The sequence below is a fragment of the Pseudomonas putida genome (assembly GCF_028682395.1).
In the GTDB taxonomy this organism is placed as follows: Bacteria; Pseudomonadota; Gammaproteobacteria; order Pseudomonadales; family Pseudomonadaceae; genus Aquipseudomonas; species Aquipseudomonas putida_AB.
The window spans coordinates 317,158-340,499 of sequence record NZ_JANHLC010000002.1; the positions used below are offsets into that span (position 1 = coordinate 317,158).

Annotated in this window: 22 protein-coding genes; 15 read left to right on the forward strand and 7 right to left on the reverse strand. The window is 61.4% G+C overall.

Translation table 11 applies throughout. The features are described 5' to 3' along the window. Positions 1-104: 104 nt before the first annotated feature. Complete coding sequence (locus NPS46_RS06760; protein WP_274105658.1) at positions 105-302, forward strand: hypothetical protein; 198 nt, start codon at positions 105-107, stop codon at positions 300-302. Between the two features lie 553 nt (positions 303-855). On the opposite strand, the gene NPS46_RS06765 is transcribed toward NPS46_RS06760, so the two are convergent. Next, a complete protein-coding gene (locus NPS46_RS06765; protein ID WP_274105659.1) occupies positions 856-1,497 on the reverse strand; it encodes an FMN-dependent NADH-azoreductase in 642 nt (213 codons plus the stop codon). 101 nt (positions 1,498-1,598) lie between these two features. Between NPS46_RS06765 and NPS46_RS06770 the strand changes: the two genes are divergently transcribed. The 8 genes from NPS46_RS06770 to NPS46_RS06805 all read left to right on the forward strand — a co-directional run bounded on the left by NPS46_RS06770 (position 1,599) and on the right by NPS46_RS06805 (position 9,285). After that, the gene (locus tag NPS46_RS06770) at positions 1,599-2,441 is read left to right on the forward strand and encodes a LysR substrate-binding domain-containing protein (protein ID WP_274105660.1); all 843 of its coding nucleotides are present in this window, start codon (positions 1,599-1,601) and stop codon (positions 2,439-2,441) included. 404 nt (positions 2,442-2,845) lie between these two features. Next, positions 2,846-3,700: an ABC transporter substrate-binding protein gene (locus tag NPS46_RS06775; RefSeq protein WP_274105661.1), complete on the forward strand. Its 855-nt coding sequence runs from the start codon at positions 2,846-2,848 to the stop codon at positions 3,698-3,700. Between the two features lie 76 nt (positions 3,701-3,776). Next, entirely contained in the window at positions 3,777-5,285 is a 1,509-nt protein-coding gene (locus NPS46_RS06780) for an amino acid ABC transporter permease/ATP-binding protein (protein WP_274105662.1), read from the forward strand. A 16-nt stretch (positions 5,286-5,301) separates the two neighbouring features. Beyond that, positions 5,302-5,967: a GntR family transcriptional regulator gene (locus tag NPS46_RS06785; RefSeq protein ID WP_274105663.1), complete on the forward strand. Its 666-nt coding sequence runs from the start codon at positions 5,302-5,304 to the stop codon at positions 5,965-5,967. Between the two features lie 14 nt (positions 5,968-5,981). Beyond that, a complete protein-coding gene (locus NPS46_RS06790; RefSeq protein ID WP_274105664.1) occupies positions 5,982-6,833 on the forward strand; it encodes an urea carboxylase-associated family protein in 852 nt (283 codons plus the stop codon). A gap of 84 nt (positions 6,834-6,917) precedes the next feature. After that, entirely contained in the window at positions 6,918-7,670 is a 753-nt protein-coding gene (locus NPS46_RS06795; protein ID WP_274105665.1) for a 5-oxoprolinase subunit PxpA, read from the forward strand. Further along, entirely contained in the window at positions 7,667-8,371 is a 705-nt protein-coding gene (gene pxpB, locus NPS46_RS06800) for a 5-oxoprolinase subunit PxpB (protein ID WP_274105666.1), read from the forward strand. Before NPS46_RS06795 ends, pxpB begins: the two co-directional genes overlap by 4 nt. Continuing rightward, the gene (locus NPS46_RS06805; protein ID WP_274105667.1) at positions 8,368-9,285 is read left to right on the forward strand and encodes a biotin-dependent carboxyltransferase family protein; all 918 of its coding nucleotides are present in this window, start codon (positions 8,368-8,370) and stop codon (positions 9,283-9,285) included. The genes pxpB and NPS46_RS06805 overlap by 4 nt, the downstream gene beginning before the upstream one ends. A gap of 56 nt (positions 9,286-9,341) precedes the next feature. Here NPS46_RS06805 and NPS46_RS06810 read toward each other — a convergent pair whose 3' ends face one another. The 3 genes from NPS46_RS06810 to NPS46_RS06825 all read right to left on the reverse strand — a co-directional run bounded on the left by NPS46_RS06810 (position 9,342) and on the right by NPS46_RS06825 (position 13,361). Beyond that, a complete protein-coding gene (locus NPS46_RS06810; protein WP_274105668.1) occupies positions 9,342-10,157 on the reverse strand; it encodes a hypothetical protein in 816 nt (271 codons plus the stop codon). 386 nt (positions 10,158-10,543) lie between these two features. Next, positions 10,544-11,587 (reverse strand): hypothetical protein, encoded by a 1,044-nt coding sequence (locus NPS46_RS06815; protein WP_274105669.1) that lies wholly within the window; start codon positions 11,585-11,587, stop codon positions 10,544-10,546. 559 nt (positions 11,588-12,146) lie between these two features. Next, positions 12,147-13,361 carry a hypothetical protein gene (locus NPS46_RS06825; protein WP_274105670.1) on the reverse strand — a complete coding sequence of 405 codons (1,215 nt, stop codon included), beginning with the start codon at positions 13,359-13,361 and terminating at the stop codon, positions 12,147-12,149. Between the two features lie 336 nt (positions 13,362-13,697). Between NPS46_RS06825 and NPS46_RS06830 the strand changes: the two genes are divergently transcribed. From NPS46_RS06830 to NPS46_RS06855, 6 genes are all read left to right on the forward strand, one after another. Next, entirely contained in the window at positions 13,698-14,642 is a 945-nt protein-coding gene (locus NPS46_RS06830) for a PDR/VanB family oxidoreductase (RefSeq protein WP_274105671.1), read from the forward strand. 47 nt (positions 14,643-14,689) lie between these two features. Further along, entirely contained in the window at positions 14,690-16,069 is a 1,380-nt protein-coding gene (locus tag NPS46_RS06835) for an aromatic ring-hydroxylating dioxygenase subunit alpha (protein WP_274105672.1), read from the forward strand. After that, positions 16,059-16,592 (forward strand): aromatic-ring-hydroxylating dioxygenase subunit beta, encoded by a 534-nt coding sequence (locus NPS46_RS06840; RefSeq protein WP_274105673.1) that lies wholly within the window; start codon positions 16,059-16,061, stop codon positions 16,590-16,592. Before NPS46_RS06835 ends, NPS46_RS06840 begins: the two co-directional genes overlap by 11 nt. Then, a complete protein-coding gene (locus NPS46_RS06845) occupies positions 16,592-17,185 on the forward strand; it encodes a cysteine hydrolase family protein (RefSeq protein WP_274105674.1) in 594 nt (197 codons plus the stop codon). The genes NPS46_RS06840 and NPS46_RS06845 overlap by 1 nt, the downstream gene beginning before the upstream one ends. Further along, positions 17,182-18,006, forward strand: coding sequence for an SDR family oxidoreductase (locus NPS46_RS06850; protein ID WP_274105675.1), 825 nt, complete (start codon positions 17,182-17,184; stop codon positions 18,004-18,006). The genes NPS46_RS06845 and NPS46_RS06850 overlap by 4 nt, the downstream gene beginning before the upstream one ends. A gap of 69 nt (positions 18,007-18,075) precedes the next feature. Beyond that, entirely contained in the window at positions 18,076-19,308 is a 1,233-nt protein-coding gene (locus NPS46_RS06855) for a dienelactone hydrolase family protein (RefSeq protein ID WP_274105676.1), read from the forward strand. 45 nt (positions 19,309-19,353) lie between these two features. On the opposite strand, the gene NPS46_RS06860 is transcribed toward NPS46_RS06855, so the two are convergent. From NPS46_RS06860 to NPS46_RS06870, 3 genes are all read right to left on the reverse strand, one after another. Then, a complete protein-coding gene (locus NPS46_RS06860) occupies positions 19,354-20,367 on the reverse strand; it encodes an AraC family transcriptional regulator (protein WP_274105677.1) in 1,014 nt (337 codons plus the stop codon). A 3-nt stretch (positions 20,368-20,370) separates the two neighbouring features. Further along, on the reverse strand, positions 20,371-21,384 hold the full coding sequence (locus tag NPS46_RS06865) for an AraC family transcriptional regulator (protein ID WP_274105678.1): 1,014 nt from the start codon (positions 21,382-21,384) through the stop codon (positions 20,371-20,373). 370 nt (positions 21,385-21,754) lie between these two features. Beyond that, complete coding sequence (locus tag NPS46_RS06870) at positions 21,755-23,011, reverse strand: OprD family porin (RefSeq protein WP_274105679.1); 1,257 nt, start codon at positions 23,009-23,011, stop codon at positions 21,755-21,757. Positions 23,012-23,342 lie beyond the last annotated feature (331 nt).

The window sequence follows — 23,342 nt, forward strand, 5'->3', positions numbered from 1 at the left end:
CCTCCGAGACCGGCAACTTCAAGCTCCGCGCGCAGTCAAAAGCCCACGACTGTTCAAACCGTTCAAGACCCTACTCATAGGCACATCCAGCAGAGAGCCTTGCGATGAATTCCCGCAAAAACCCGGAAAGCACTGCCACCTCGAACCTTGGCCTCACCTCCCTGCTCGGCATGGCGGTCAAGCTCTGCCTGGAGGGGCGCGACAGCGAAGCGAGGGCCTTTCTGAATGGGCTGCAAGCATTTGAAAAAACCTTGAAACGCTTCAATATCCGCGAAGACGAGTCCTCCCAGACCCTCCACTGATTCCCCGACAGAGTCAGCCCGCCCCCCCCTGATAAACCTTCCTTAACAGCATTTGAACTTGATAGCCGCAACTGTCGACCGACCTCTAGGTTGCGTAAACGACAACCGCGCATCGAGAACGCCCTGCCCATGACCGCGACGGGCCAACTCGTGCCTTTGTGGAGGTCAACCATGAAACTGCATGCCCTGATCCTTAGCGGTTTTTCCGTAGCCCCCACTTTCGCGTCAGCATTAAATGGCCCGACATACGCGATACCAGCTACCAACTGAAAGTCGAGACGCTGGATCCATTCACCGCACAGCCCACACTGCTGGTCGATAACACGACCGTTCGCTTTGGGAGTTACGACAATCTTTATCCTTACTTCAAGGCGGGGGTCTATCGACTGAACTCGAACGCAACGCCCATGAAGGTCACCCTGCAAAACCTCAGTATCAGCGCGCCCTAAAGGCCGACCTCCAGACAACGTGCCTGGACACGCCTGCGGATGCGGGTGGTCGTCATTCACACAGAGCCCTGGCGGGCGCTTCTGCCAGGGCCGGCGAACACCGCTTAGTCCGACCATGCATCGACCAACTGCCGCGCTTCCAGCACCGCCTGCTGGCGCGCCAGCGCATCGACGTCACTGGCAAAGATGGTTTTCTCCACGATCACCGCCCGCACATCGGTGACGCCAATAAAATCCAGCCAGGCTTCTATATACGGTTTCTGAAAATCGAAGCGCTGGGCCGGCGTACTCGAATCGTTGGAAAAATCCAGCCCGCGTGCGTAGCTGACCACCGCCTGCTTACCCCGCAACAGCCCTGTAAAACCGGACTGCGGGTCGAAGGAAAACAGAATGTCCTTCTGCGTCACCAGATCGATAAAGTGCTTGAGCTTGTAGGGGATGCTGAAATTCCACAGCGGCACCGATAACACCAGCACATCGGCATGAAACAACTGCTGCGCCAGGGCTTCAAGTACGCCCCAGGCCTGGCATTGCGCCTCGGTACGCGGCGTGCCGCTGAGGCCGGCGTATTTGGCAGCCATCGCCGACTCGTCAAACTCCGGCAAACCGATAGCCCACAGGTCCAGCGTCTCGACTCGAGCTTCGGGGTGGCGCTCCCGATAAGCCTGGATAAAGGCCTCGGCCACTTCCAATGAAGCGGAACGTTGTTTGCGGGGCGAAGCTTGAATATGCAGGATCGTGGTCATCGAGGCGCCTTGGTTTAGAAGCAGAGAAGCCTTATTGCAACATATCCAATTTAAAACTATAAACAGACTCTCAAGACCGCACTCATTCCAGATTGAACTATATGATCGACCCCATCCTGCTTCGTACCTTTGTGGCCGTTGTCGATGCAGAAGGCTTCAGTCGCGCCGCCACGCACCTGCACCTGACCCAATCGGCCGTAAGCGGGCACCTGCGCAAACTGGAAGAGCAGCTGGGCAAGCCCTTGCTCACCCGGACCACCCGCCGCCTGGAAATCACTGCCGACGGCCAGCGCCTGCTTGGCTACGCCAGGGCCATACTGGCCTTGAACCGTGATGCCCTGGCCGAACTGACCCGCGCCCCTTTTCAGGGCAGAATCCGCCTGGGCATCAGCGAAGACTTTGCCCACACCGCCTTTCTGCGCACGGTCCAGGCTTTCGCCAGCCAATACCCAGGTCTGGAGATCGAAGTGCAAGTGGGAATTCCCGGCGCATTGCTGCCATTGATGAAGGCCAACGCCCTGGACCTGGTCGTCGGCTCCCAGTGTGAAGTCAGCGGTCCCGGCCGCCTGCTTTGGCGCGAACCACTGGTTTGGGCCTGGTCCTCTCAGGCTGGCCTCCAGCCGCCCACCCCGCTACCGCTGGCCCTGTTCCCCGAGCCCTGCCCTTATCGCGAAGCCGCGTTGGCCAGCCTGGCCCGAGCCGGTGTAGCGCAACGCACCGCCATGCTCTGCAGCAGCACGGCCAGCCTGCGAGCGGCGGCGCAAACAGGGTTTGCCGTGGCACCGATGGCGTTGAGCCAGATCACCCCGCACTTGCAAATTCTCGAGGCCCTGCCGGCGTTACCCGACGCCCAGTTTCGCCTCTATACCTCAAGCAGCGGGCCGCAACCGATACTCGACGAACTGGCCGACGCCATTGTCCAGGGATGCCGAGGGGCAGATTAGCCGAGCGCCGACCTACAACCCTGGCGCCCTCCTTTCCAACGCCCCGGCCGGCGCTCGCCACGCCCACTGCAACGCTAACGGCGACCCAACCCGCTAGCCGCCTGCCATCAGACAGCAGTCAAGCCCGTTGGGGCGCGGCGAATCAAACCCCACCACGCCCTAGCGGTGCCCTTCCTCCGGCTCACTCGGTAACACCCCATCATCACCGCGCCCCACGATGTTGCGTTCGGTAACGACATGCACCGTTTTGGCCGCGACAGCACCTCAAAAAAGACCTTATTACATCTTTATCAGGGTAAAAACAGTCAAAAACAAATAGTTGGCACGATAAAAGCTTAAGTACAACTACATGATTGTTGAACAATCCCAGGCACTCTTTCTTTCCAGCAACCGAGGATACGAACATGGCTAAAGGTCTGATGGGCAAGCACGGCAAACGCAACCTGGCACTGGCAATCACTCTGGCGTGTATGGCACCGCTCGTGTCGGCCGCCGAAAGCAAGGGCGTTCTCAAGGCAGGCGAACTGAGCATCGGCTCCGACCTGACCTACCCGCCCTACACCTACCTCGACCAGAAGCAGCCGGCCGGCTTCGATCCCGAGTTCATGGGACTGATGGGCAAGCAATTGGGGCTCACTCCACGTTTTCTCGACACCCGCTTCGCCAACCTGATCCTGGGCGTCAACGCCCAGCGCTTCGACGTGGTGGCCTCCGCCCTGTACGTCACCCCCGAACGTGCCAAGCAAGTGGATTTCATCAGTTACCTGAAAACCGGCCACTCGCTGATGGTGCGCAGCAACGGCGACTTCCAGCCGCAACAGCCCGAAGAGTTGTGCGGCAAGCGCGTTGCCTCGATCAAGGGCGCCTCCTGGGTACCCAAACTCAACAAGGTTTCCGCCGAGTACTGCATCCCGGCCGGCAAGCCGGCCATCCAGTCCCGTGAATTCCCAACCTCGCCGGAAGCGGCCCAGGCCCTGCTGGCCCAGGCCGTCGACGTGCAGATGGAAGACGCGGCCGTGGCCAAGATCACTGCCGAGAAACTGCCGGGCAAGATCCAGATCAGTTCCAAGGAACTGATTTACCCGGTGGTCATCGGCCTGGCCATCCGCAAGGGCAACCAACCCCTGCTGGACGAGCTGAACGGTGCCCTGGCAGCCATCCGCCAGGACGGCAGCTACGGCGCATTGCTCGCACGCTACAACCTGGCCGAACCGAACAGTGAAGAAATCAGCGCCGCCCTGGGCGGTACTGCGAACTAGGCACGGCGCTCGCCGGTAGCGGTTTTGTCGACCCCTGTCGCACGCGGCAGGGGTCAGGGTAACGCGGAGTAAGTACATGCAATTCGATTGGCACTACACCTTAGGCCTGCTGTGGAACGCCGACTTCTGGCGCGCCGTGGGCACCGTGGTCGAACTGAGCCTGGAAACCTGGATCCTGGGTATTGTCTTCGGCTTTTTCCTCGCCCTGGCGCGGCAATCCCAACGCCGTTGGCTGCGCGATGCGGCCGGCCTGTATATCTGGTTCTTCCGCAGCCTGCCGTTGCTGGTGCTGCTGATTTTCGTCTACAACCTGCCGCAGGTGTTCCCCTCCACCAGCGTGCTGTTGTCCAACCCCTATTCGGCCGGCCTGATCGCCCTGGTCCTCAGCGAGGCCGCCTATATCGCCGAGATCCATCGCGGCGGACTGCTGGCAGTGGTCAAAGGCCAGCTCGAAGCAGGCAAGGCACTGGGCGTCGGCTATCGCGGCATCCAGCGGCTGATCGTGGTGCCCCAGGCCCTGCGCGTCGCCTTGCCGACCCTGGCCAACGAGTACATCACCATCGTCAAGCTGACCTCCCTGGTCTCGGTGATCTCGCTCTCGGAGATTCTCCTGGTCGGCCAGCAGCTCTACACCCAGAACTTCCTGGTGATGGAAACCATGTTGGCGGTGGCCTTCTACTATGTGCTGATCGTGACGGTGTTCAGCCGCCTGCTGCGCGTGCTGGAAAACCATCTGGACGTCACGCGCCGCAAACCCAAGGCCATTGCCGCCGCCGAACTCGGCGCGGTCGCGACCCAACGTGCCAGCGGCCAGGCCGAGCCGGGCGAATTTGCCCTGCAGGCGCGCGGCGTTCGTAAAGCCTATGGCGAGCTGGAAGTGCTCAAGGGTGTCGACCTGAATGTACGCTGGGGCGAAGTGGTGTCGATCATCGGCCCGTCAGGCTCGGGCAAGACCACCCTGATCCGCACCATGAACGGCCTGGAAAGCCTCGATCACGGTGAAATCACCCTGCAAGGCGAACCGTTCCTGCGCGGCACCAAGGAAGCCGAAGGCGCCCTGAGCCACAAGACCCATATGCAGGGCATCGTCCACGTCGGCATGGTCTTCCAGGGCTTCAACCTGTTCCCACACAAGACCGCCCTGGAAAACGTCATGCTCGCGCCGGTCTATCACGCCCATGGCGGCGGCGAGGAGCTGCGCCTGCTCAGTCTGGCCCTGCTGCGCAAGGTCGGCATGCTCGAACACGCCGGCAAGTACCCGCACCAGTTATCCGGCGGCCAGCAACAACGCGTGGCGATTGCCCGCGCCCTGGCCATGCGCCCATCGGTGATGCTGTTCGACGAGCCGACTTCGGCCCTGGACCCGGAGTTGGTCGGCGATGTCCTCGCGGTGATCGAAGAACTGGCCCGCGAAGGCATGACCATGGTGATCGTCACCCACGAAATGAACTTCGCCTTCAAGCTCTCCGACCGCGTGGTCTTTATGGAGCGTGGCGAAATCATCCAGGATGCGGCGCCCAAGGACATGCTCGAACAACGCAGCGAGCGCATGACGCGCTTCCTCAAAGATGTGCAGTTGGCCTGAGAAGCAGGAGCGCCCCATGAGTACGAGCAAGGAACCCAGCCTGTCACTGGCCGATCAGGTCGCCATGGAGCTGCGTGAAGACATCATCGGCGGGCGCCTGTTGCCCGGCATGCCACTGATCGAAAGCGAGCTGGTCAATGCCTACAACGCCTCGCGCAATACCGTGCGCGAGGCGTTGCATCAGCTCGGCCGCGAAGGCCTGGCCAGTTATGTGCGCAATAAAGGCGTGATGGTCCGTCGCCTGGGCATCGATGATGTGCGCGATATCTTCAAGGTCCGCCGCACGCTGGAGTTGCAGGCGATTGCCGCCAGCAAGCCGCTGCGCGAGTACCAGTCCGACCTGATGCTCGAAGCCATCGAGGCCGCGCAACTGGCCCAGGACCGCGAGAACTGGCAGGCCTTCGGCACTCACAGCCTGCGCTTTCACCAGCACATCGTCGGCCTGCTGCGCAGCCCGCTGTTCGACGAATTCTTTACCCATGTCGCCGCCCAGATGCGCCTGGTGTTTTCCCATGCCCCCAGCGAGGAAACCTTCCAGAAACCCTGGCTCGAACGCGACCGCCACATCCATGATCTGCTCGGCGAAGGCCGCAAGAAAGACGCCGAAGAAGCCATGAGCAGCTACCTCAACGACTCCGAAAGAGGGCTGTTGGACATTCTCGCCAACGTGCCCCATCACTGAAAAGAGGACCCACCATGTACAAGGATTATCCTGCCGCTTACCAGGTCAGCAAGGGCGCGGCCCTGCAAGTCGACAAGGCGTTCTACGACCGTGTGCGCGAAAGCAAGGACGGTCGTACTCTGGTCGAGCAGTTCGAAGTGCCGATCCGCACCGGCCGCGCCTGGAAAGTTCCGGCCGGCCACCTGTTCCGCGTGACCACCCCGGTCGGCCCCCAGGTCGGCGACTTCAACGTCTGGAGCGCCAACGACCCGCGTGAACGCATGTGGGCCGCACGCACCCGCCAGTTGCAGGGCGCCCACGTCACCACCTATGACCGCCTGTGGTCGAACCTGCCGTTCCTGCGGCCGATGGTCACCATCACCGACGACAGCCTCGCCGCCTACGGCATCGACGAACATGGCGGGCGCCTGCACGACCTGCTGGGCACCCGTTGCGACCCGTACGTAAACAAAATGCTCACCGGCGAAGACTTCCACCATCACTGCCATTCCAACCTGACCCGCGCCGTCCTGCCACACGGCCTGACCGAGTTCGATGTGCATGATGTCCTGAATATCTTCCAGTGCACCGGCCTGAACCACGACGACATGTATTTCATGAAAGCCTGCCCGGCCAAGCAGGGCGACTACCTGGAATTCTTCGCCGAGATCGACCTGCTCTGTGCCCTGTCGACCTGCCCGGGTGGCGACCTGTCGCTGCCAATGTGGGGCCCGGACGCCGAGGACCCGCTGAAGGTCTGCCGCCCGCTGGGCGTGGAAATCTATCGCCTGGACGACAGCCTGCTCGACGGCTGGAAGCAGCCCGAACGCGCCGCCTACAAGGGCAACCACGGCCTGCTGATTGCCAAAGCCGAGTGGGAAAAGTAAAGGCAGGCTAAATTGACAACCGGGCGGCCTCGCCCGCCCCGGTTGTTTCGCAGCCTGGCTGCACCGTTTGCAGGAGTCGTCGACATGAACATCCCCCTATTGAACTGCGATATCGGCGAAAGCTTTGGCGCCTGGACCATGGGCCGTGACGCCGACGTCATGCCCTTTATCGATTGCGCCAACATCGCCTGCGGCTTCCACGCCTCCGACCCCAGCACCATGCGCAAGACCGTGGCGCTGGCCCTGGAACATGGCGTAACCATCGGCGCGCACCCGGCCTACCCGGACCTGGTCGGCTTCGGCCGTCGCTCAATGAGCTGCTCGCCCGAGGAAATCGAAGACCTGCTGCACTACCAGATAGGCGCCCTGCAGGGCATCTGCCGGGCCCAGGGCGGCCAGGTCCGCTACGTCAAGCCGCACGGCGCGATGTACAACGACATGATGCGCGACGCCCGCCAGCTGCGCGCCGTGTTCAAGGCCGTCGCCGCCTACGAGGGCGAGCTGCGCCTGATGCTGATGGCCCAGCGCGACAACAGCACGGCCCTGGCCTTGAGCGCCGAGTTCGGCGTCGCGCTGTGGTTCGAAGCCTTTGCCGACCGTGCCTATGACCCCGCCGGCCATCTGGTCTCGCGCACCCTGCCTGGCGCCGTGCACCACGACGCCGACACCGTGATCGCCCAGGCCCTGACCCTGGCCCGCGGCGAGAGCCTGGTCGCCACCGATGGCAGCGACCTGCAACTGCACGTCGACACCCTGTGCGTGCATGGCGACAACGACAGCTCCATCGCGGCTGTGCAGCGCATTCGCCAGTCCCTCGGGGAGCTGCGCACGGCATGAACATCCGGATTGAAATCGTCGCCGTCGACTGCCTGATGGTGCGCCTGTTCGACCGTATCGACGAAGCCAATATGCCCTGGATGCTGGCCGCCGGCCGGCGCCTGCGCGAAAGCTTTGGCGAGCACCTGATCGACCTGGTGCCCTCGTACACCACACTCATGGTCCATTACGACCTGCGATACCTGCTCGCGGGCGACGCCCGGGCCTTGATCGCCCAGGCCCTCGACGACCTCCAGCCGGATACCGGAACCGCCGGGCGCAGCCACAGCCTGGCGACCTGGTACGACCCCAGCGTCGGGCCTGAACTGAAGGCTCTGGCCCAACGCAGTGGGCTATCCGTCAGCCAGGTGATCGAACGCCACAGCCGACATGAATACCAGGTCTTCGCCTTGGGCTTTGTGCCCGGCTTCGCTTTTATGGGGTTGGTGGAAGAAATCCTCGCCAGCCCGCGCCTGAGCACCCCGCGCAAACGGGTCGCGGCCGGCAGCGTGGGTATTGCCGAACGCCAGACCGCCGCCTACCCGCAAGCCTCGCCAGGCGGCTGGAACCTGATCGGACGCACGCCGGTCCGCCTGTTCGACCAGGCACTGGACGGCTACAGCCTGTTGCAACCGGGTGATCGCGTGCGCTTTGCACCCGTCAGCCATGATGAATTTATCCGCCTGGGCGGTGACGACACGCCACTGGAGGCGAACACATGAGTGGCTTGCGGGTAGAACGCAGTACGCCCCTGATCCTGCTGCAGGACGCCGGACGCTTTGGCAGCCGCCACCTGGGCGTAACCCAGGGCGGCGCCGCGGACTGGATTTCCATGGGCTGGGCCAACTGGCTGCTGGGCAACGCCCTGGATGCCGCGGTGCTTGAGATTACCCTGGGCGGCCTGAGCCTGATCGTCGAGCGCGATGCCTGCCTGGCCCTGGCCGGTGCCGACCTGGGGGCTCGCCTGGACGACCAGCCGCTGCAACCCTGGCGCAGTTTTGTGGTACGTCGTGGTCAGCGCCTGAACTTTCAGCAACCGCTGCACGGCGCCCGTGCCTACCTGGCGGCGCCAGGCGGATTCGATGCAAGCCCGGTGCTGGGCAGCAAGGCGACCGTCTGCCGGGAAGGCCTGGGCGGCCTGGATGGTAGCGGCCAGGCACTGGTTGCGGGTGACCTGCTTGACTGGTCCGCCCCCTCCCCGCCTGCGCGCGAACTGAGCCCTGCACAAATCCCCGACCTGAGCCCCCAGCGTCCCCTGGACACCGTGCTCGGTGCACAAATTGGCGACTTTGCCGGGCAGAGTTTGTTCGATGCATTCAACAGCGTCTGGCAGGTCGATGCACGGGCCGACCGCATGGGTATTCGCCTGCTGGGGCCGACCCTGGAATATCAGGGCCGGGCGCTGATTTCCGAAGGCATTCCCTTGGGCGCGATCCAGGTGCCACCGGATGGCCAGCCAATTGTGCTGCTCAATGATCGACAGACCATCGGCGGCTATCCGCGCCTGGGCGCCCTGACGCCCGCCGCCCTGGCCCGCCTGGCCCAGTGCCTGCCGGGAACAGAACTGCGCCTGACGCCGGTGGTCCAGGAACTGGCCCAGGAACAGCAGCGCGCCCTATTGGCGCAGTGGGCCTAAATGCAGCAGGGGCGTGGCCCGGCTCAAGCCGGGTAGTGCCCCTTTCCTAAGCAACCTTACGCGGATCGCTCATCGGATCCGCTGGCACGTACCTCTGCGTTAGCCAGGTGCTTGGTGGCATCATTTGTCCAACCCTTCAACTGCCGAGCAACGAAAAGCTGCTTATCCCCCGCGACATTTTCAAGCCAGTCGGTTGCCGATTGCGCACTCCACGCCCACTCCCCGATACTGTTATTCTCCTCAATACCCTCGATTTTCCTGTTTATCAGCTCATGGAACACCGCTCCGGTATCGGCGGTACCGGCCACAAAGGCATCCACCACCCTCCCATACAGACTAGCCAGCTCCTCTCCACTTTCGAACACCGTGCCCAAGGCTTGCTTGATCTCAGCATATGCAGCATTTCTCAGCTTCAGCGCGCTGTCGGCCCAACAATTGAGTTCATGGGCAAGATGGATCCCCATGTCGCGTTCACATCTGCCAACAAAATTATGAGCCTCACTAGATCCTGCCGCCCAATCCCGGGCAGTAATTACAATTCCATTCGTGAAATCCTTAAGCAAGACGCTCTCAAGCAATTCTTCCGCCTGACCGCTATAAGGCTCGACGCCAATGAGCTCAAGAAGCGCTTGGAGCGGCCTATTCAATTCCCCTCCCTCATCTACCAGCAGCACATAGTTGGCGCTGTTGACCGGCGACCCCGATCCCTTACCCAGATAGCTCAAGATGGGCTTCGGGTCGGCAGCATCTGGCGTAATGGAGCACTCGCCAGATGACTCAGTGCGGTTCAACAGCCTGTTAACCCAGGTCATCAACGCCCGTATGGGGCTCAGGATAAAGGTCTTTAGACGCTCCAGCCGGCCGGTCGGCACTGGCAGCTCCTGCGAGCCGGCCAGGCTCCTCGCATGGTGATCTGTGTCCCGGAGCGCACCTAGCGGAGGACTGGGACGAACGACAAGAGAACTAGATTCATTGATAGGACCTTGCCCGGATACTCCCGCTAGTTCCCACATACTCGACTCCTCGTACCTATTCGGATAACAGCTTGAATCTAGGCAATCCGTAACTGCACCGCTATCACAATCCGTCCGCTTTTATGGACTCTGTACCGCCCATAAACAAACATGCCCGCATCCTTTTCAGCATGCAGGCATGTTCGCGATCATTGTCGGCGCTTCAAGGCCATTAAGCCGGAAGCCACTTCAGCGGCGCTCGCCTGGAGCACCATTACTTGCGAAGCAAGCGCCCCAGCACAACTTTATCCATTGGCGTCAATCTTACCGGGAGGGCTGCCAAAGCTGCGGTTCCGCGCGAGCGTAGCCCACCACACCAGCAGCGCCCTGGCCAAGCGCAAATCGTCCATTTGATCGCGAAGATCAACCACGCGTTCTATTTCTGCATCGAGGATAACCAGAGAGCGCTCGACAAACGCCCCTCTCAGATGCGCCTCCATCACCGCGATAGACGCCCTATCGACACTCGCCAATTGCTGCTGAAGCTGCGGCCAGACGAAATCCAGACGAGCATTCTGGTCCTCACCAGCCACTCTGCCCCGCAAGTAGCTCTGCGCAAAGCTGCGCAACCCCTCCAGTACCAGTAACGGTTCAGGCTTGGGCGAAGCCAAGCTTTCGAACATGGCCCCAACCGCGCCCACACCCGCCTTCAGCGCAAGGGCCAATTTGCTAACCAGTTCAAGATCACCCTTGGTCCTGAGCAACTTGGCAAAGTCAGCACTACTCAACTGCCGGCGCACGATACAGTCGTGCAACGCGCGAAACCCAAAAGCATCCAGCGTTATCGTTGAATCAGTCTGCAACGCAGAACTGGACTCAGCGATTTTTTGCAACTCCGCCAACACCTCATAGGCTTGCGGCATAGCCTCAAATTCGCGCGCCCCGTGCACATGACATTCCACACCATCACGCAAAACCATAGCCAACCGCACCACTTCGGCAAGCTGGTTGCCGAGCCGTGCCCTCCATTCGCGCCCATTGATCAACCTGGTGTATCCCTTGTCGAGGACTTCGCTACCCCATCGCCTCAAAGCAACACCATCTACCTTCTGATCAAGCAGCTTACAGGCCTTCTCGCACCACGGGCGGATCTGCGCGCGCTCGATCTGCCGCAACGCGCTGACCAGCCGCCCCAATTCTGGCTCGCCCTTACTGTTACCGAGCAGCCACTCGAAGGCACTCTTATCCTGCCCCTTGAGCTTGGCAAGCCTATCCAGCCCCTCCAACCCGATACGCAAACCCTGCTCACCCTTCTCGAACTTGGGATCGGCGGGATCTGTAGTAGTCAAACTATCCCCGACACAACGTTAAGTTTATTCTCGGCCTGAACTGACGCCAGCCCACCGCTGAATTAACAGGGCCGAATCCAGCTGTACGATGACAAGGTAATGGCTGATCTCTCGCCGCACGTCATAAACCAACTGTAGTTCAGGTGCTGCTGGCAAAAACTGACGGCAGTTCAATACAGCAGCACTGATTGGCACAGTGTTTATAAGGCGAACAGCTTAGTTACCCACATGCGCCGCCGAGACAACTGCCACTACAATGCCCGAGCACCTTTCCCTGCGTCTAAAGCGGGAATGGGCCCAGCGGATAGTCTGCACCCCCACTGGAAGATGCTCGTAGCGATGCGTTCGATTACATGCTTTACAACGCAAAACGCCGATATGACTTCAACAATCAGCTGTCGCCGGTAGCGTTTAAAAAGCGTTACGCAATGAACGTGTAGGTGACTAGAGAATCCGCAGCAATTCAGCCTGCATTTGAACAACGATATTGCCTGATCATCAGATCACTCAGTTGGACGAGCACTCTCGCCTAACTGAATGTTCCGGTTCTATACGACGACTACACGTATTGGAACCCAAGACTTAAAGCTTCTTGACCTGGGTCTTTAACTTCAAACTTCTCGGCTTCAGACTTTAATAGCAGTTCAGTGGCCTCGTCCGCCCAGTCATTCAGTTTCTTGGCCATTTCAAACCTGCCCTCCGCACTGGTAGATCCGAACCAGGCCTCAATTGACTGATCGCCGCCTCTCCCAAAGTCCATACCATAACCGCCACCTTCCAGTAACTGGGCAGCAGCAGAACGCGTAGATGAAGGTGTAGATTGCTCATTCTTGATGCCAAGCAATCCTTCCAGCAGCCTGCTCAGTCGCTCCAGGCTATTCTCAGGACCGAGCCAGGTCTTCATATTCTCCACGTCCTTAAACGTCGGCATAGGGGCCGGACTTTTCGCCTCGACATTTCTACGCTCAATCAGGTCAGACGCCTTGGCTAACCGCTCGAGAGAAGAGGCCAGCACAGCCTGCTCCTCTTTAACGACTTCCCCAATCCACCACTCAACTCTCTCCGTAACGCAACATGCAACGGCCGGTGAAACGACCTCCGCAATGTACAGCGCATGGGACGCATTAGACGCGTCAAAACCCGCCACAAAGTCCTCCTTAAAGTTCTTCTCAATGATCTCCGCAACGCTCGTTGCAACGCTCGTTGCAACTTTCTTTGCATCGATCGCTGCATCACTCTCTACAACAATCTTTGCAGCGCTTTTCGCAACGTTCTCCAGAACGTTGTGACGAACGTCCAGAATAAGGTCATGCCTACTATCAAGGCCCTTCAAAATATTCCTTAGAATGCCCTTCGCAGCTCTCGTATACTTCCACTGGGAAATGAAACTTACGTCACGCAGGCCACCAACACGGACAAAGGCATCCTTAGCAATGGACGTTCTTCCCCAACGCACGACCTGTTCCAGCTTCTGCTGCAACCCCGCTTTTCCTCCCTTGCTGGCCAGCGCCTCTTTGTACGTTTCAAGTGTCAGCACAGCACTGACTTCCGCCGCCTTCTGCGCAGGGCTGAGAATAAAGGCCTTGAAATGTGCCAGCCCCCCCTTCGCGGCGCCGATACCCTCACTGCGAAGTAAGCCTGTATCTGCAGTGTTGGTTCCCACCAGAGTCCCCGACCTGATAGGAGAACCGCCAGAAACCACCGGTTCTTTTTCTCGAAATGATTCTGCTGGCACGTTCAATGGCATGGTCGATATGGATATTCCGCCCGGCATGGCTGTGTCCTCAATGACTGATTGGAAGTGCCGCCACGTTAAATTCACTGGCTACCCGGTCACTATCAAAACTGGTCTTGGTTTTTACACCGGGAGCGTTCTCAACCCGACGCCAATTCCCTCTCGACAGCCGGCCTACACAGGTCGCGGATCACGCCTCGACCGCTCCTTGCCTTGAACAGGCATTGCCGTTCGCCAAACCAGCAGATGGTTTGCAAAACAGTTGCGCAAGATACGGATAGCGACTTGCCGATAGCGGCTTTTTTGCCGTGAAGCCCTTGCCTAGAGTGGCTAGGACTTCAACGGCGAACCCCTCGCCCCGTTCAGGAATCGTGCATGTCCAGCCTGTCCTTGCGTATCGAACGGATCGACCCGCTCACCCCCCATATCCGGCGCCTGATCCTGGTAGCCACAGGCCCGGCACCGTTGCCAGCCTTTACCCCGGGCGCCCATCTCGAACTGCAGATCCCCGGCACCAAGCCCTTGTGGCGGGCCTACTCGCTGGTCAATCTGCCTGGGCAGGACCATTACGAAATCGCCGTGCAACTCGAAGACCCGAGCAGCGGCGGCTCGCGCTGGCTGCATGGCGTTGAGCGCGGCCAGGAGTTGACCGCGCGCGCGCCGAACAATCACTTTGCCCTGGTGGATGACGGCGAGGATTTCCTGCTGATCGCCGGTGGTATTGGCATCACCCCGATGCTGGGCATGGCTCGCGCACTGGCGGCACGCCAGCAACCGTTCAGCCTGCATTACGCCGGTCGCGATGCGGCCCGCATGGCCTATCTGGATGAAGTTCGCTGCCTGGACAACGCCCAATGCTGGATCAGCAGCGGCGACCCGCACCGGCGCCTGCCGTTGGACAGCGTTCTGGCCACGCCCGCCCCGGGTCGGCAGTTGTATGTCTGCGGCCCGAAGGCCTTGATCGCCGCCGTGCTGCAAACCGCGCGCGAGTGCGGCTGGGACGATGGCCAGGTCCACAGTGAACTGTTTGTCGGCAGCCTCGATGGCGCCGCCGATGACGGCTTCGAAGTGGAACTGCGCAACAGCGGCGTGACCTTGCACGTGCCGGCCGGAAAAAGCGTGCTCGACGCCATGCTCGAAGCCGATCTGGACCCGATGTTCGATTGCCGTCGCGGCGATTGCGGCGTCTGCGTGGCCCAGGTCCTCGAAGGTACGGCCGAGCACCGGGATATCTGCCTGTCCGAGCGCGAACGGGCCTCGGGCAGTTTCTGTACATGCGTGTCGCGGGCCAGTGGCTCGCGGCTGGTACTCGATCTGTAAAGGCGCCGCCTGCGGCGCGTCACTGATGGTTGTTTAAAGGAGCACTTATGATTCCCTCGATTGAGCAAATCGCCGGCCTGGTGCGCGATGACAGCGTGCATAAAAGCGTCTACACCGATCCGCAGTTGTTCGACCTGGAAATGCAGCGCATCTATGGCCAGGCCTGGATCTATGTCGGCCATGAAAGCCAGGTGAAAAACCCCGGTGACTACCACACCACCCGGATCGGCGATCAGGACGTGATCCTCGTGCGCGGCGCCGACAAGCGCGTCAACGTGCTGTACAACCGCTGCCCACACAAAGGCGCCAAGCTGGTCGCCGAGGGCGATGGGCATGTCGGCAAGTTCTTCCGCTGCCCGTACCACGCCTGGACCTTCAAGCTCGACGGCCAGCACCTATCGGCGCCCCTGAAGAATGGTTTCGAAGGCACCTGTTTCAACCCGGCGCACCCGGATTTCTCCATGGTGTCCCTGGCCCGGGTCGACAGCTACCGCGGCTTTGTCTTTGCCAGCCAGAGCGCCGAAGGCCCGGACCTGCAAAGTTTCCTGGGCGGCGTAATCAGCTCCATCGACAACCTCTGCGACCGCTCGCCGGTGGGCGAAGTGGAAGTCGCCGGCGGCGTGTTCCGGGTGATGCAGCGCTCCAATTGGAAGGTCTTCTACGAAAACCTGCACGACACCATGCACGCCCGCGTGACCCACGAATCCTCGGTGGATGCGGCACGTAGCGAAGCCGAACAACTGGGCGAAATGCCCTTTGAACTGCTGATCATGGACGGCAACGGCGAGCCTTATGACTTCTGGGAAAAACTCGAACTGCGCGCCTATCACAATGGCCACGGCTATATGGAAGCGATCTTCGACCCGGCCGCGGCCGAGCGCGATGAAGTGTCCAAGGCCCACTTCGAGTGCCTGACCGGCGCCTATGGCGAAGAACGCGCCCGCGGCATCCTGGGCATGAACCGACATAACACGGTGATCTATGGCAGTGGCTCGCCGCACACGGTGTTCATGCAGTTCCGGGTCATCCGCCCGATGGCCGTGGACCGCACCCTGGTGGAAATCCAGACCTTCCGCTGCAAGGGCGCGCCCCAGGCCGTGTTCGATCGCGCGCTGACCTATGCCAACGTGATCAACTCGCCGTCGTCCAACGTGATGCCCGACGACGTCGAGGTCTATGCCCGTTGCCAGGAAGGTAACCAGACCCGTGGCGGTGAGTGGGTCAGCCTGCACCGCTACGTCGGCACCGACCAGTTGCTCGCCGATGGCGCGGTCTCGACCAATGGCACCAGCGAGTTGCCGATGCGCAATCAGTTCGCCGCCTGGAAACACTACATGACCCATCCACCAGTGACCCCGGCCCCGGCCCCGGCTCCGCGCCCCGCCGCTTCCAGCCTGATTGCCAAGGAGAGCAGCCATGTTGCTTGATCGCGCCTTCAATGTGTCGACCCGGGACCTGACCCCGGCCCAGGTGCCCGGCGAAACCCTGCGCCAGATCGAACAGTTTCTCTACGCCGAGGCGCGCCTGCTGGACGAGCGTCGCTTCTGGGAATGGGACCGGCTGTTCACCGACACCGGCATGTACTGGGCACCGCAACAGCACGAGCAGGCCGATCCGTTCGACCATATCTCGCTGTTCTGGGAAAACCGCATGCTGCGCGAAGTGCGCATCCGCCGCGTGGAGAATGTACGCAACTGGTCCCAGCAACCACCGACACGCACCGCGCACCTGATCGGCAACGTGATGGTCGAGGGCCTGGACAGCGACGGCCTGCTGGTGGTCAGCGCGACCTTCCAGGTCAGTGAATGGCGCCTTGAACAACGCCAACTGGGCGGACGCTACACCTACAAACTGGCGACTCAGGACAACGGCAGTTGGAAGATCCAGCTCAAGCGGGTCGACCTGATCAACTGCAACGATGTGTTCGCCAACCTGGAGGTCTTTGTCTGATGGGCCGCCCGACCGTCCTCGCCCTGCACTATCAGAACGACGTGCTGCACCCGGACGGGCGGATCCGGGTCGGCCTCAGCGCCGACGACCCGGCCCGGGCCACGGTCATGGACGCGGCCGGGCGGCTCCTGGCCGGCGCCCGCGCCCGGGACTGGCCGATTATCCACGTACGCGTGGCCTATCGCCCGGACTACGCCGACCTGGTGCAGAACGCGCCGATCCTGCGGGCCGTGGCGGCCAGCGGCGCGGTGCGCGAAGGCACCTGGGGCGCACAGTTCCATGACGCCTTGTGCCCGCTGGACAATGCCCGCGAGTTTGTCGTCACCCACAACCGCATCAACGCCTTTTACGGCACGCCGCTGGACACCCTGCTGCGCCAGCTCGACGCCCGGCAGTTGCTGGTCGCCGGCGTCGCCACCCACTCGGTGGTGGAAAGCACGGTGCGCCATGCGGTCGATTGCGGGTTCGAGGTCACAGTGCTCGCCGATGCCTGCACCGCCGCCAACCCCAGCACGCACCTGGCGGCGCTCGCCAGCATGCAATTGATCGCGACCATCAGCACGGTCGAACACGCTCTGGAGGCCCAGTCATGATGCCGATTCCCACCGCGCAACTCGATGGCCTGGTGGCCATTGTCACCGGCAGCACCCAGGGTCTGGGCAGCGATATCGCCCGCGAACTCCTGCAGGCCGGCGCCCGGGTCATGCTGGTCGGCCGCAACCGTGACGCCGGCCTGGCGCTTGCCGCCGAGCTGGGCGAGCACTGTCGGTTCAGCGCCTGCAATGTCGAGCTGGACGAAGATATCGACGACTGCATCGAGGCGACCCTGGCCGCCTTCGGCCGTCTCGACATCCTGGTCAACAATGCCTGCGTCTATGACGACCAGGGCCTGCAATCGGACCGGGCCCAGTGGCTGCACACGCTGAATATCAACCTGGTCTCGGCGGCAATCTTCGTGCAAAAAGCCACGCCCCACATGCGCAACGGCGGCACCGTGATCAACCTAGGCAGCACCGGCGGCAAGTTCGGCACCGCCGGCCGGGCGCTGTACCCGGCATCCAAGGCCGGGATGCTGCAACTGACACGCAACCTGGCGGTCAGCCTGGCCCCGGCGGCGATCCGCGTGGTCAGCGTCTCGCCAGCCTGGACCTGGTCGCCCTCGGTGGCCGGGCTCAGTGGCGACGATCGTCGTGTAGCCGACCGGGTCGGCGCCACCTTCCACCCGCTGGGGCGGGTCGGTGGCGGCGAGGAAATCGGCCGGGTCGTGGCCTTTTTGTGCAGCGCGGGCGCCTCCTGGATCACCGGCGTGGACATCCCGGTGGACGGCGGTTTTTCCATTCTCGGCCCGGACCAGGGGCTCTCGCCGCGCGTCTGGTTCGAGCGATTGCGTGACCCGGTTCCGGCGGACCGATAAGATCCACCGACCAAGCGCCTTGAACACAACAAACACGACCTCCTGATGAGTCGATAACGAGGAAATGACATGGGCAAGATGATCGAAATTCCAGCCACCGACGGCAGTGGCAGCTTCGCCGGTTACCTGGCGCTTCCCGCCAGCGGCAAGGGTCCGGGCGTGGTGATCGGCCAGGAAATTTTCGGGATCAACGCGAACATGCGCGAGATCGCCGATTTCTATGCCGAGGAAGGCTATGTCGCCCTGGTGCCGGATCTGTTCTGGCGCCTGGAGCCAGGGATTGAACTGGGCTTTACCGAAGCTGACTTCGCCCGCGCCATCGACCTGTTCCAACGCATGGACTTCGACCTGGCCGTGACCGATATCGAGGCCAGCTTCAACGTCCTGCGCGGCCTGGCCGCCGTCGAGGGCAAGGGCCTGGGCTATGTCGGTTTCTGCATGGGCGGGCGGCTTGCCTACCTGACCGCCGCCCGCACCGCGGTGGCCTGCTCCGTGGGCTACTACGGCATGGGCATCGAGCACCTGCTCGAAGAGGCCGACAACATTAAGGGCCGCCTGGTGCTGCACTTTGCCGAACAGGACGGTTACTGCGACGCCACCGCCCGCAGCCAGATCGCCCAGCGCCTGAACGGCCGTGACAAGGTTGAGATCTACACCTACGCCGATGTCGACCACGCCTTTGCCCGTGCCGGCGGTATGCACTACAACAAACCCGCCGCACTGATGGCCCATGAGCGCAGCATTGCCGCCCTCAAGCAAGAAATCGGCCCAAACTTCAACCTCTCCGAGCTCTGGGAAAAACACATCGAGTACGAGTTCGGAGCGCGGGACGTGCCCAAGACCATGGCAACCATGGTGGCCGAACCCTACGTCAACCATATCCCGACCATGACCGGCGGCGTCGGCTATCGCGAACTGAGCCGCTTCTACCAGCACCACTTTGTCCACGCCAATCCGCCGGACATGAAACTGGTGCCGATCTCGCGTACGGTCGGCGCCTCGCAGATCGTCGACGAGTTCGTGATGTGCTTTACCCATACCACCCAGATCGACTGGATGCTGCCCAACGTCGAGCCCACTGGTAAATACGTGGAGATCCCCATGCTGGGGGTGATCAAGTTCCGTGGCGACAAGCTCTGCCACGAACATATCTACTGGGACCAGGCCAGCGTGCTGGTGCAGATCGGCCTGCTCGACCCAACCGGCCTGCCGGTGGCGGGGATTGAAACCGCGAAGAAACTGCTCGACGAACAACTGCCGTCCAATACCCTGATGGGCAACTGGCCAAGCAGCGCCGAGTAACTGCCAAACGCCAGGCCGTGCGATCGCGCGGCCTGGCGTTCTTCGTTACAGCCTGGCGGTTTGGTGGGGCAACTCGCCGAAGCGCTCGCGATAGTAATGGGCAAACCGGCCCAGATGACCGAAGCCATGCTCCAGGGCGACCTCGGTAATACTCAGATCACGCCGCCCCAGCAACCGCTCGCGTACCGCCTCCAGGCGCAGATTGCGCAAGCGCTCCATGGGCGTCTGCCCATAGCAGCGCTGACACAGGGTGTTGAGGCTGCGCACACTCATTCCGCCCGCCGCCGCCAGCTCACCCAGGGTCAGGGTTTCTCCCAGCCGACTGCGCATCAACCCTTCGATCCTGTGCAATTGACGCAAAGCCTGGCGCTGCGCCGGCGATTCGACGCGCAGGCCCGCGCCGTTCTCGACCTGGGGCGGATGCGTCAGCAGAAACAGCGGCAGGCTCTCCTCCAGGTGTCGCAGCCAGTGCCCATGCAACGGCTCGTCAGCACTGGCCCCCAGTTGCCCGAGCAGATTATCGACCAGGCGCAACCAGCCGCGGGTCTGCCCGGTGTCGAGACGGTAGGCGGCGGGCAAGGCGAAGTCTGCGGCCAGACCGCCCTCATCCACCAGCCGCGCCTGCATCAGCCGCAGCAGGCTGCGCGGCACCTTGAGCAACAGTTGCTCGCAGCCGCTGTGCCAGACCAGCCGCGCCTGGCGCTCGGGCGCCAGCACCGCGACCTGCCCGGCCTCCAGCGTCAGCTCCAGGCCATCGCACTCCAGACTGGCGCGCCCGCGCAACGGCATCTGCATCAGCACGAAGTCGGTAAAGGGCCGCGGCCGCACTTCGACCTCGGCGCCATAGCGCAGCACAAAGAGTTGGCAGCGCCCCACTTCGGCGCGAAAGAACGCAGTGTCGACACTGCCGTCGCGCCAGCTCAGGTCGTGTTCCACCAGCTCACGGGCCAACAGTCGGTGGCTTTCCTGGCGTGAACGACTGGTGAAGACCGGGGTCTGGCACAGGCGCGAGAGATCGAGCCCAACCCCCTGGTGCGGGCTGGGCTGTAGCTGGGCCATCACTTAAAACGCCCGGTTGCGGCGCGCTTCGTTGCGCTGCAAAGTCATGCTCGGTGTCTCGTCGAACAGTTTGCGGTACTCGCTGGAAAACCGTCCCAGGTGGGTAAACCCCCAGCCCATGGCGATCACCGAGATATTGCGCGCCGAATTGTCTTCGAGAATTTCCTGGCGCACCGCGCCCAGGCGGTGCTTCTTCAGATAGGCCATGGGCGAGACGCCAAAGTACTTGCGAAATCCCTCGAACAACTTGAAGCGCGAAACCCCCGAAACCGCCTCGATATCTTCCAGGTGCAGGGCTTCGCGGGCATTCTCGTGGATGTACTGCTTGGCGCGGATCAGGTAGTGCGGCAGCTTGACGCCGAGCACATCGCGCAGCTCTTCAGAGTAATTATTGGGCTGGGCCAGGATCAGGCCCTTGATCAGCGAGCTTTCGATATCGCGGCTGAAAAAAGTCTGGTCATACAGCTCGCGGCTGCGCTCCAGTTCACCAATAAAATAACGCGCCATGCGCCACCAGGACGCCGACGCACCATTGACCGCATCCATGACCGGATCGAACAACAGCGGTGTTTCCAGGGGACGCTGCAGCATGTCTTCGAGGGACTTGCGCATGGCCGCACGGGTAATCACCACCTGGACCTTGCGGCAGTCGCCGGCGATCGCCAGCTCCTGGCTCTCGTGGGGCGAGAGAATGATCCCACGATCGGCATCGGAGGTGACCTGACAGCCCTGCTTGCTCAAATACTGCTCGCCCACAAGCGGCAGGCTGAGGCTGTAGCTGTTCAGGTGTTCGGCATCTTCGATGCCGACGGTGACATCCGTGCCGTATTCGATGACGCCCAGCGTGGTCGACATTGACTTGAGCACATTGCCACTGTGGTGGAACTGAATACGGTTCGGGGTTGAAGTGGTCAGCAGATGGGGCCCGCAAATACCGGCCATCCATTGGCGAGCGCCATTGAGGTCATAGCGCTCGATACGAATATCTCGAACATGCACGTCAGGACTTGTACTCATCACGGGGGCACCCAAGGCTATTTTATGGACGCGCTCTAACGGCACGCCTTTGCAGTCGAAGGAGCAAACTTCATGCCGCGAGCCGCCTTGCAGGGCGGACTTGAAATATGCGGATAACATTGACCGACTAAATGGCTAGGAATTGACCTACAGAACAAAAGGCCATCGACCTACAAGCCAACAAACAGGGCACGCCGCTGTAAAACGGCGCACCTGAAGGGACACAGATCACCCGTGCCAGGTGGATAATCCGACGGCAACAGTGGGTATTACCTGCCCAGATGGGCAGCCGGGTGTTACCCCGGGCGCCCACCGCCGCGCCCGCCCCTGATGGCAGCGAGCCGGTTTACGCCTGTCGGGTTTTCTGTGCTTACCAGAACTTCCAGGTGTACGTGGTGATCAGGCGGTTCTCGTCGAAGTTGTTGCCATGGCGAAACTTGACGTTGATGTTGCGCAACTCGACGCCCAGGTTCTTCAGCGGGCCATCCTGGACCACATAGGACAGATAGATATTGCGCTCCGACTCGCTGTTGTCGCTCAGCGCACCACGGTCGATATCGGTGCCGCGCATATAGCGCGTCATCAGCTTCAGGCCGGGCACACCCAGGCTGGCAAAGTCGTAGTCGTAACGCGCCTGCCAGGACTTTTCATTGGGCTTGACGAAGGCAATCGCCGACCAGTTCACCAGGTACGGCTGTGGTGCGAAGCCATTGAGTGTCGGGAAAGTGCTGTCACCCAACATGCGCTGGTAACCCAGGCCAAAGGCGTGCGGGCCTTTGCGCAAGGTAGTCATGGCACCGTAGGAACGGTTGTCGATGCGCCCGTAGAGGGCATCGCCATCCTCCTTGTTGTTGAAGTAGCGCAGGTCGGTCTTGAGCCCGTAGCCACCGCCCAGATCAGCCAGGTAGGTGGCGCCCAGGTAGTGCTGGCGGTAGATGTCTTCGAGCTGCCCGTAGAAATAGGTACCGGTCAGCGCCGGGGTAAACGCGTAGCTGACCCCACCGAAGTTCAGGCCATCGCTGCGCCGCTTGATATCCGGGCCGTTGAACAGGTACATCTTCTCGCTGTTGGACGATTCACGACCACTGATCTCGGTGAAACGACCACCAGTCACGGTCAGTTTGTCGATCTCCTTGGACTCCACCAGGGTGCCGTGGTAGGTGGTGACCAACTGCCGCGAATCGTCGGTGTAGGCCACCGGCAACGTCGGGCGGTGCTCACCGTATTTCAGCTCGGTCTTGGAAAAACGCACCTTCGCCGTATAGCCGCCACGCCCGTAATCGGTGGCCTGTTCCTGTTGGCTCAGGCTGTACGGAATGATGCTGTCCGGACCACGACCGCCACCGCCGTCAAGGCGATAGGCGTATTGCATGGAGCCGTCGAGGCCGAATTGCAGCGGCCCTTCGGTGTAACCGGAAATAAAGCGCAGATCGAAGCCCTGGCTCCAGCTGCCAACCCGGGAATTCTTCGGATTTTCACCTTTGAAATCCCGGTCGATGTAGAAGTTGCGCAGGCCCAGCGACAACTGGCTGTCGTCAACAAAGTCCGCCTGGGCCAGTAGCGGCACACAGAAGCCGACCAGGCTGGCGGCCTGCACGCTACGGGTTAACCAACTCGCTTGAAACATGACTTATCCCTCTTATTTTAATGTGCGCGCACATTAATCAGCGGCGCAATCAAGGCGATCGCCCCCACAGTTGGCAGTTGTTTCTTTATTAAAATATTCAGCGTGAGTCGTTATAAGTAGAAGCGACAGGGCTTCCTGCCATTGCCAAACTTCAGCAGCGATTAAGCCGTATCGACGACGGACTCTCTATCCCGTTAATAGGCCACTCATATCCGTTTACTGGGCATTCTCCCCCAGCCGCCAGCCTCAACGTTTACGGGGCAAAACCGTAAAAACCCAGGCACCAATTTTATGGACTGTGTTCGCCGACAAAGCGGATAGACCCGCCCAC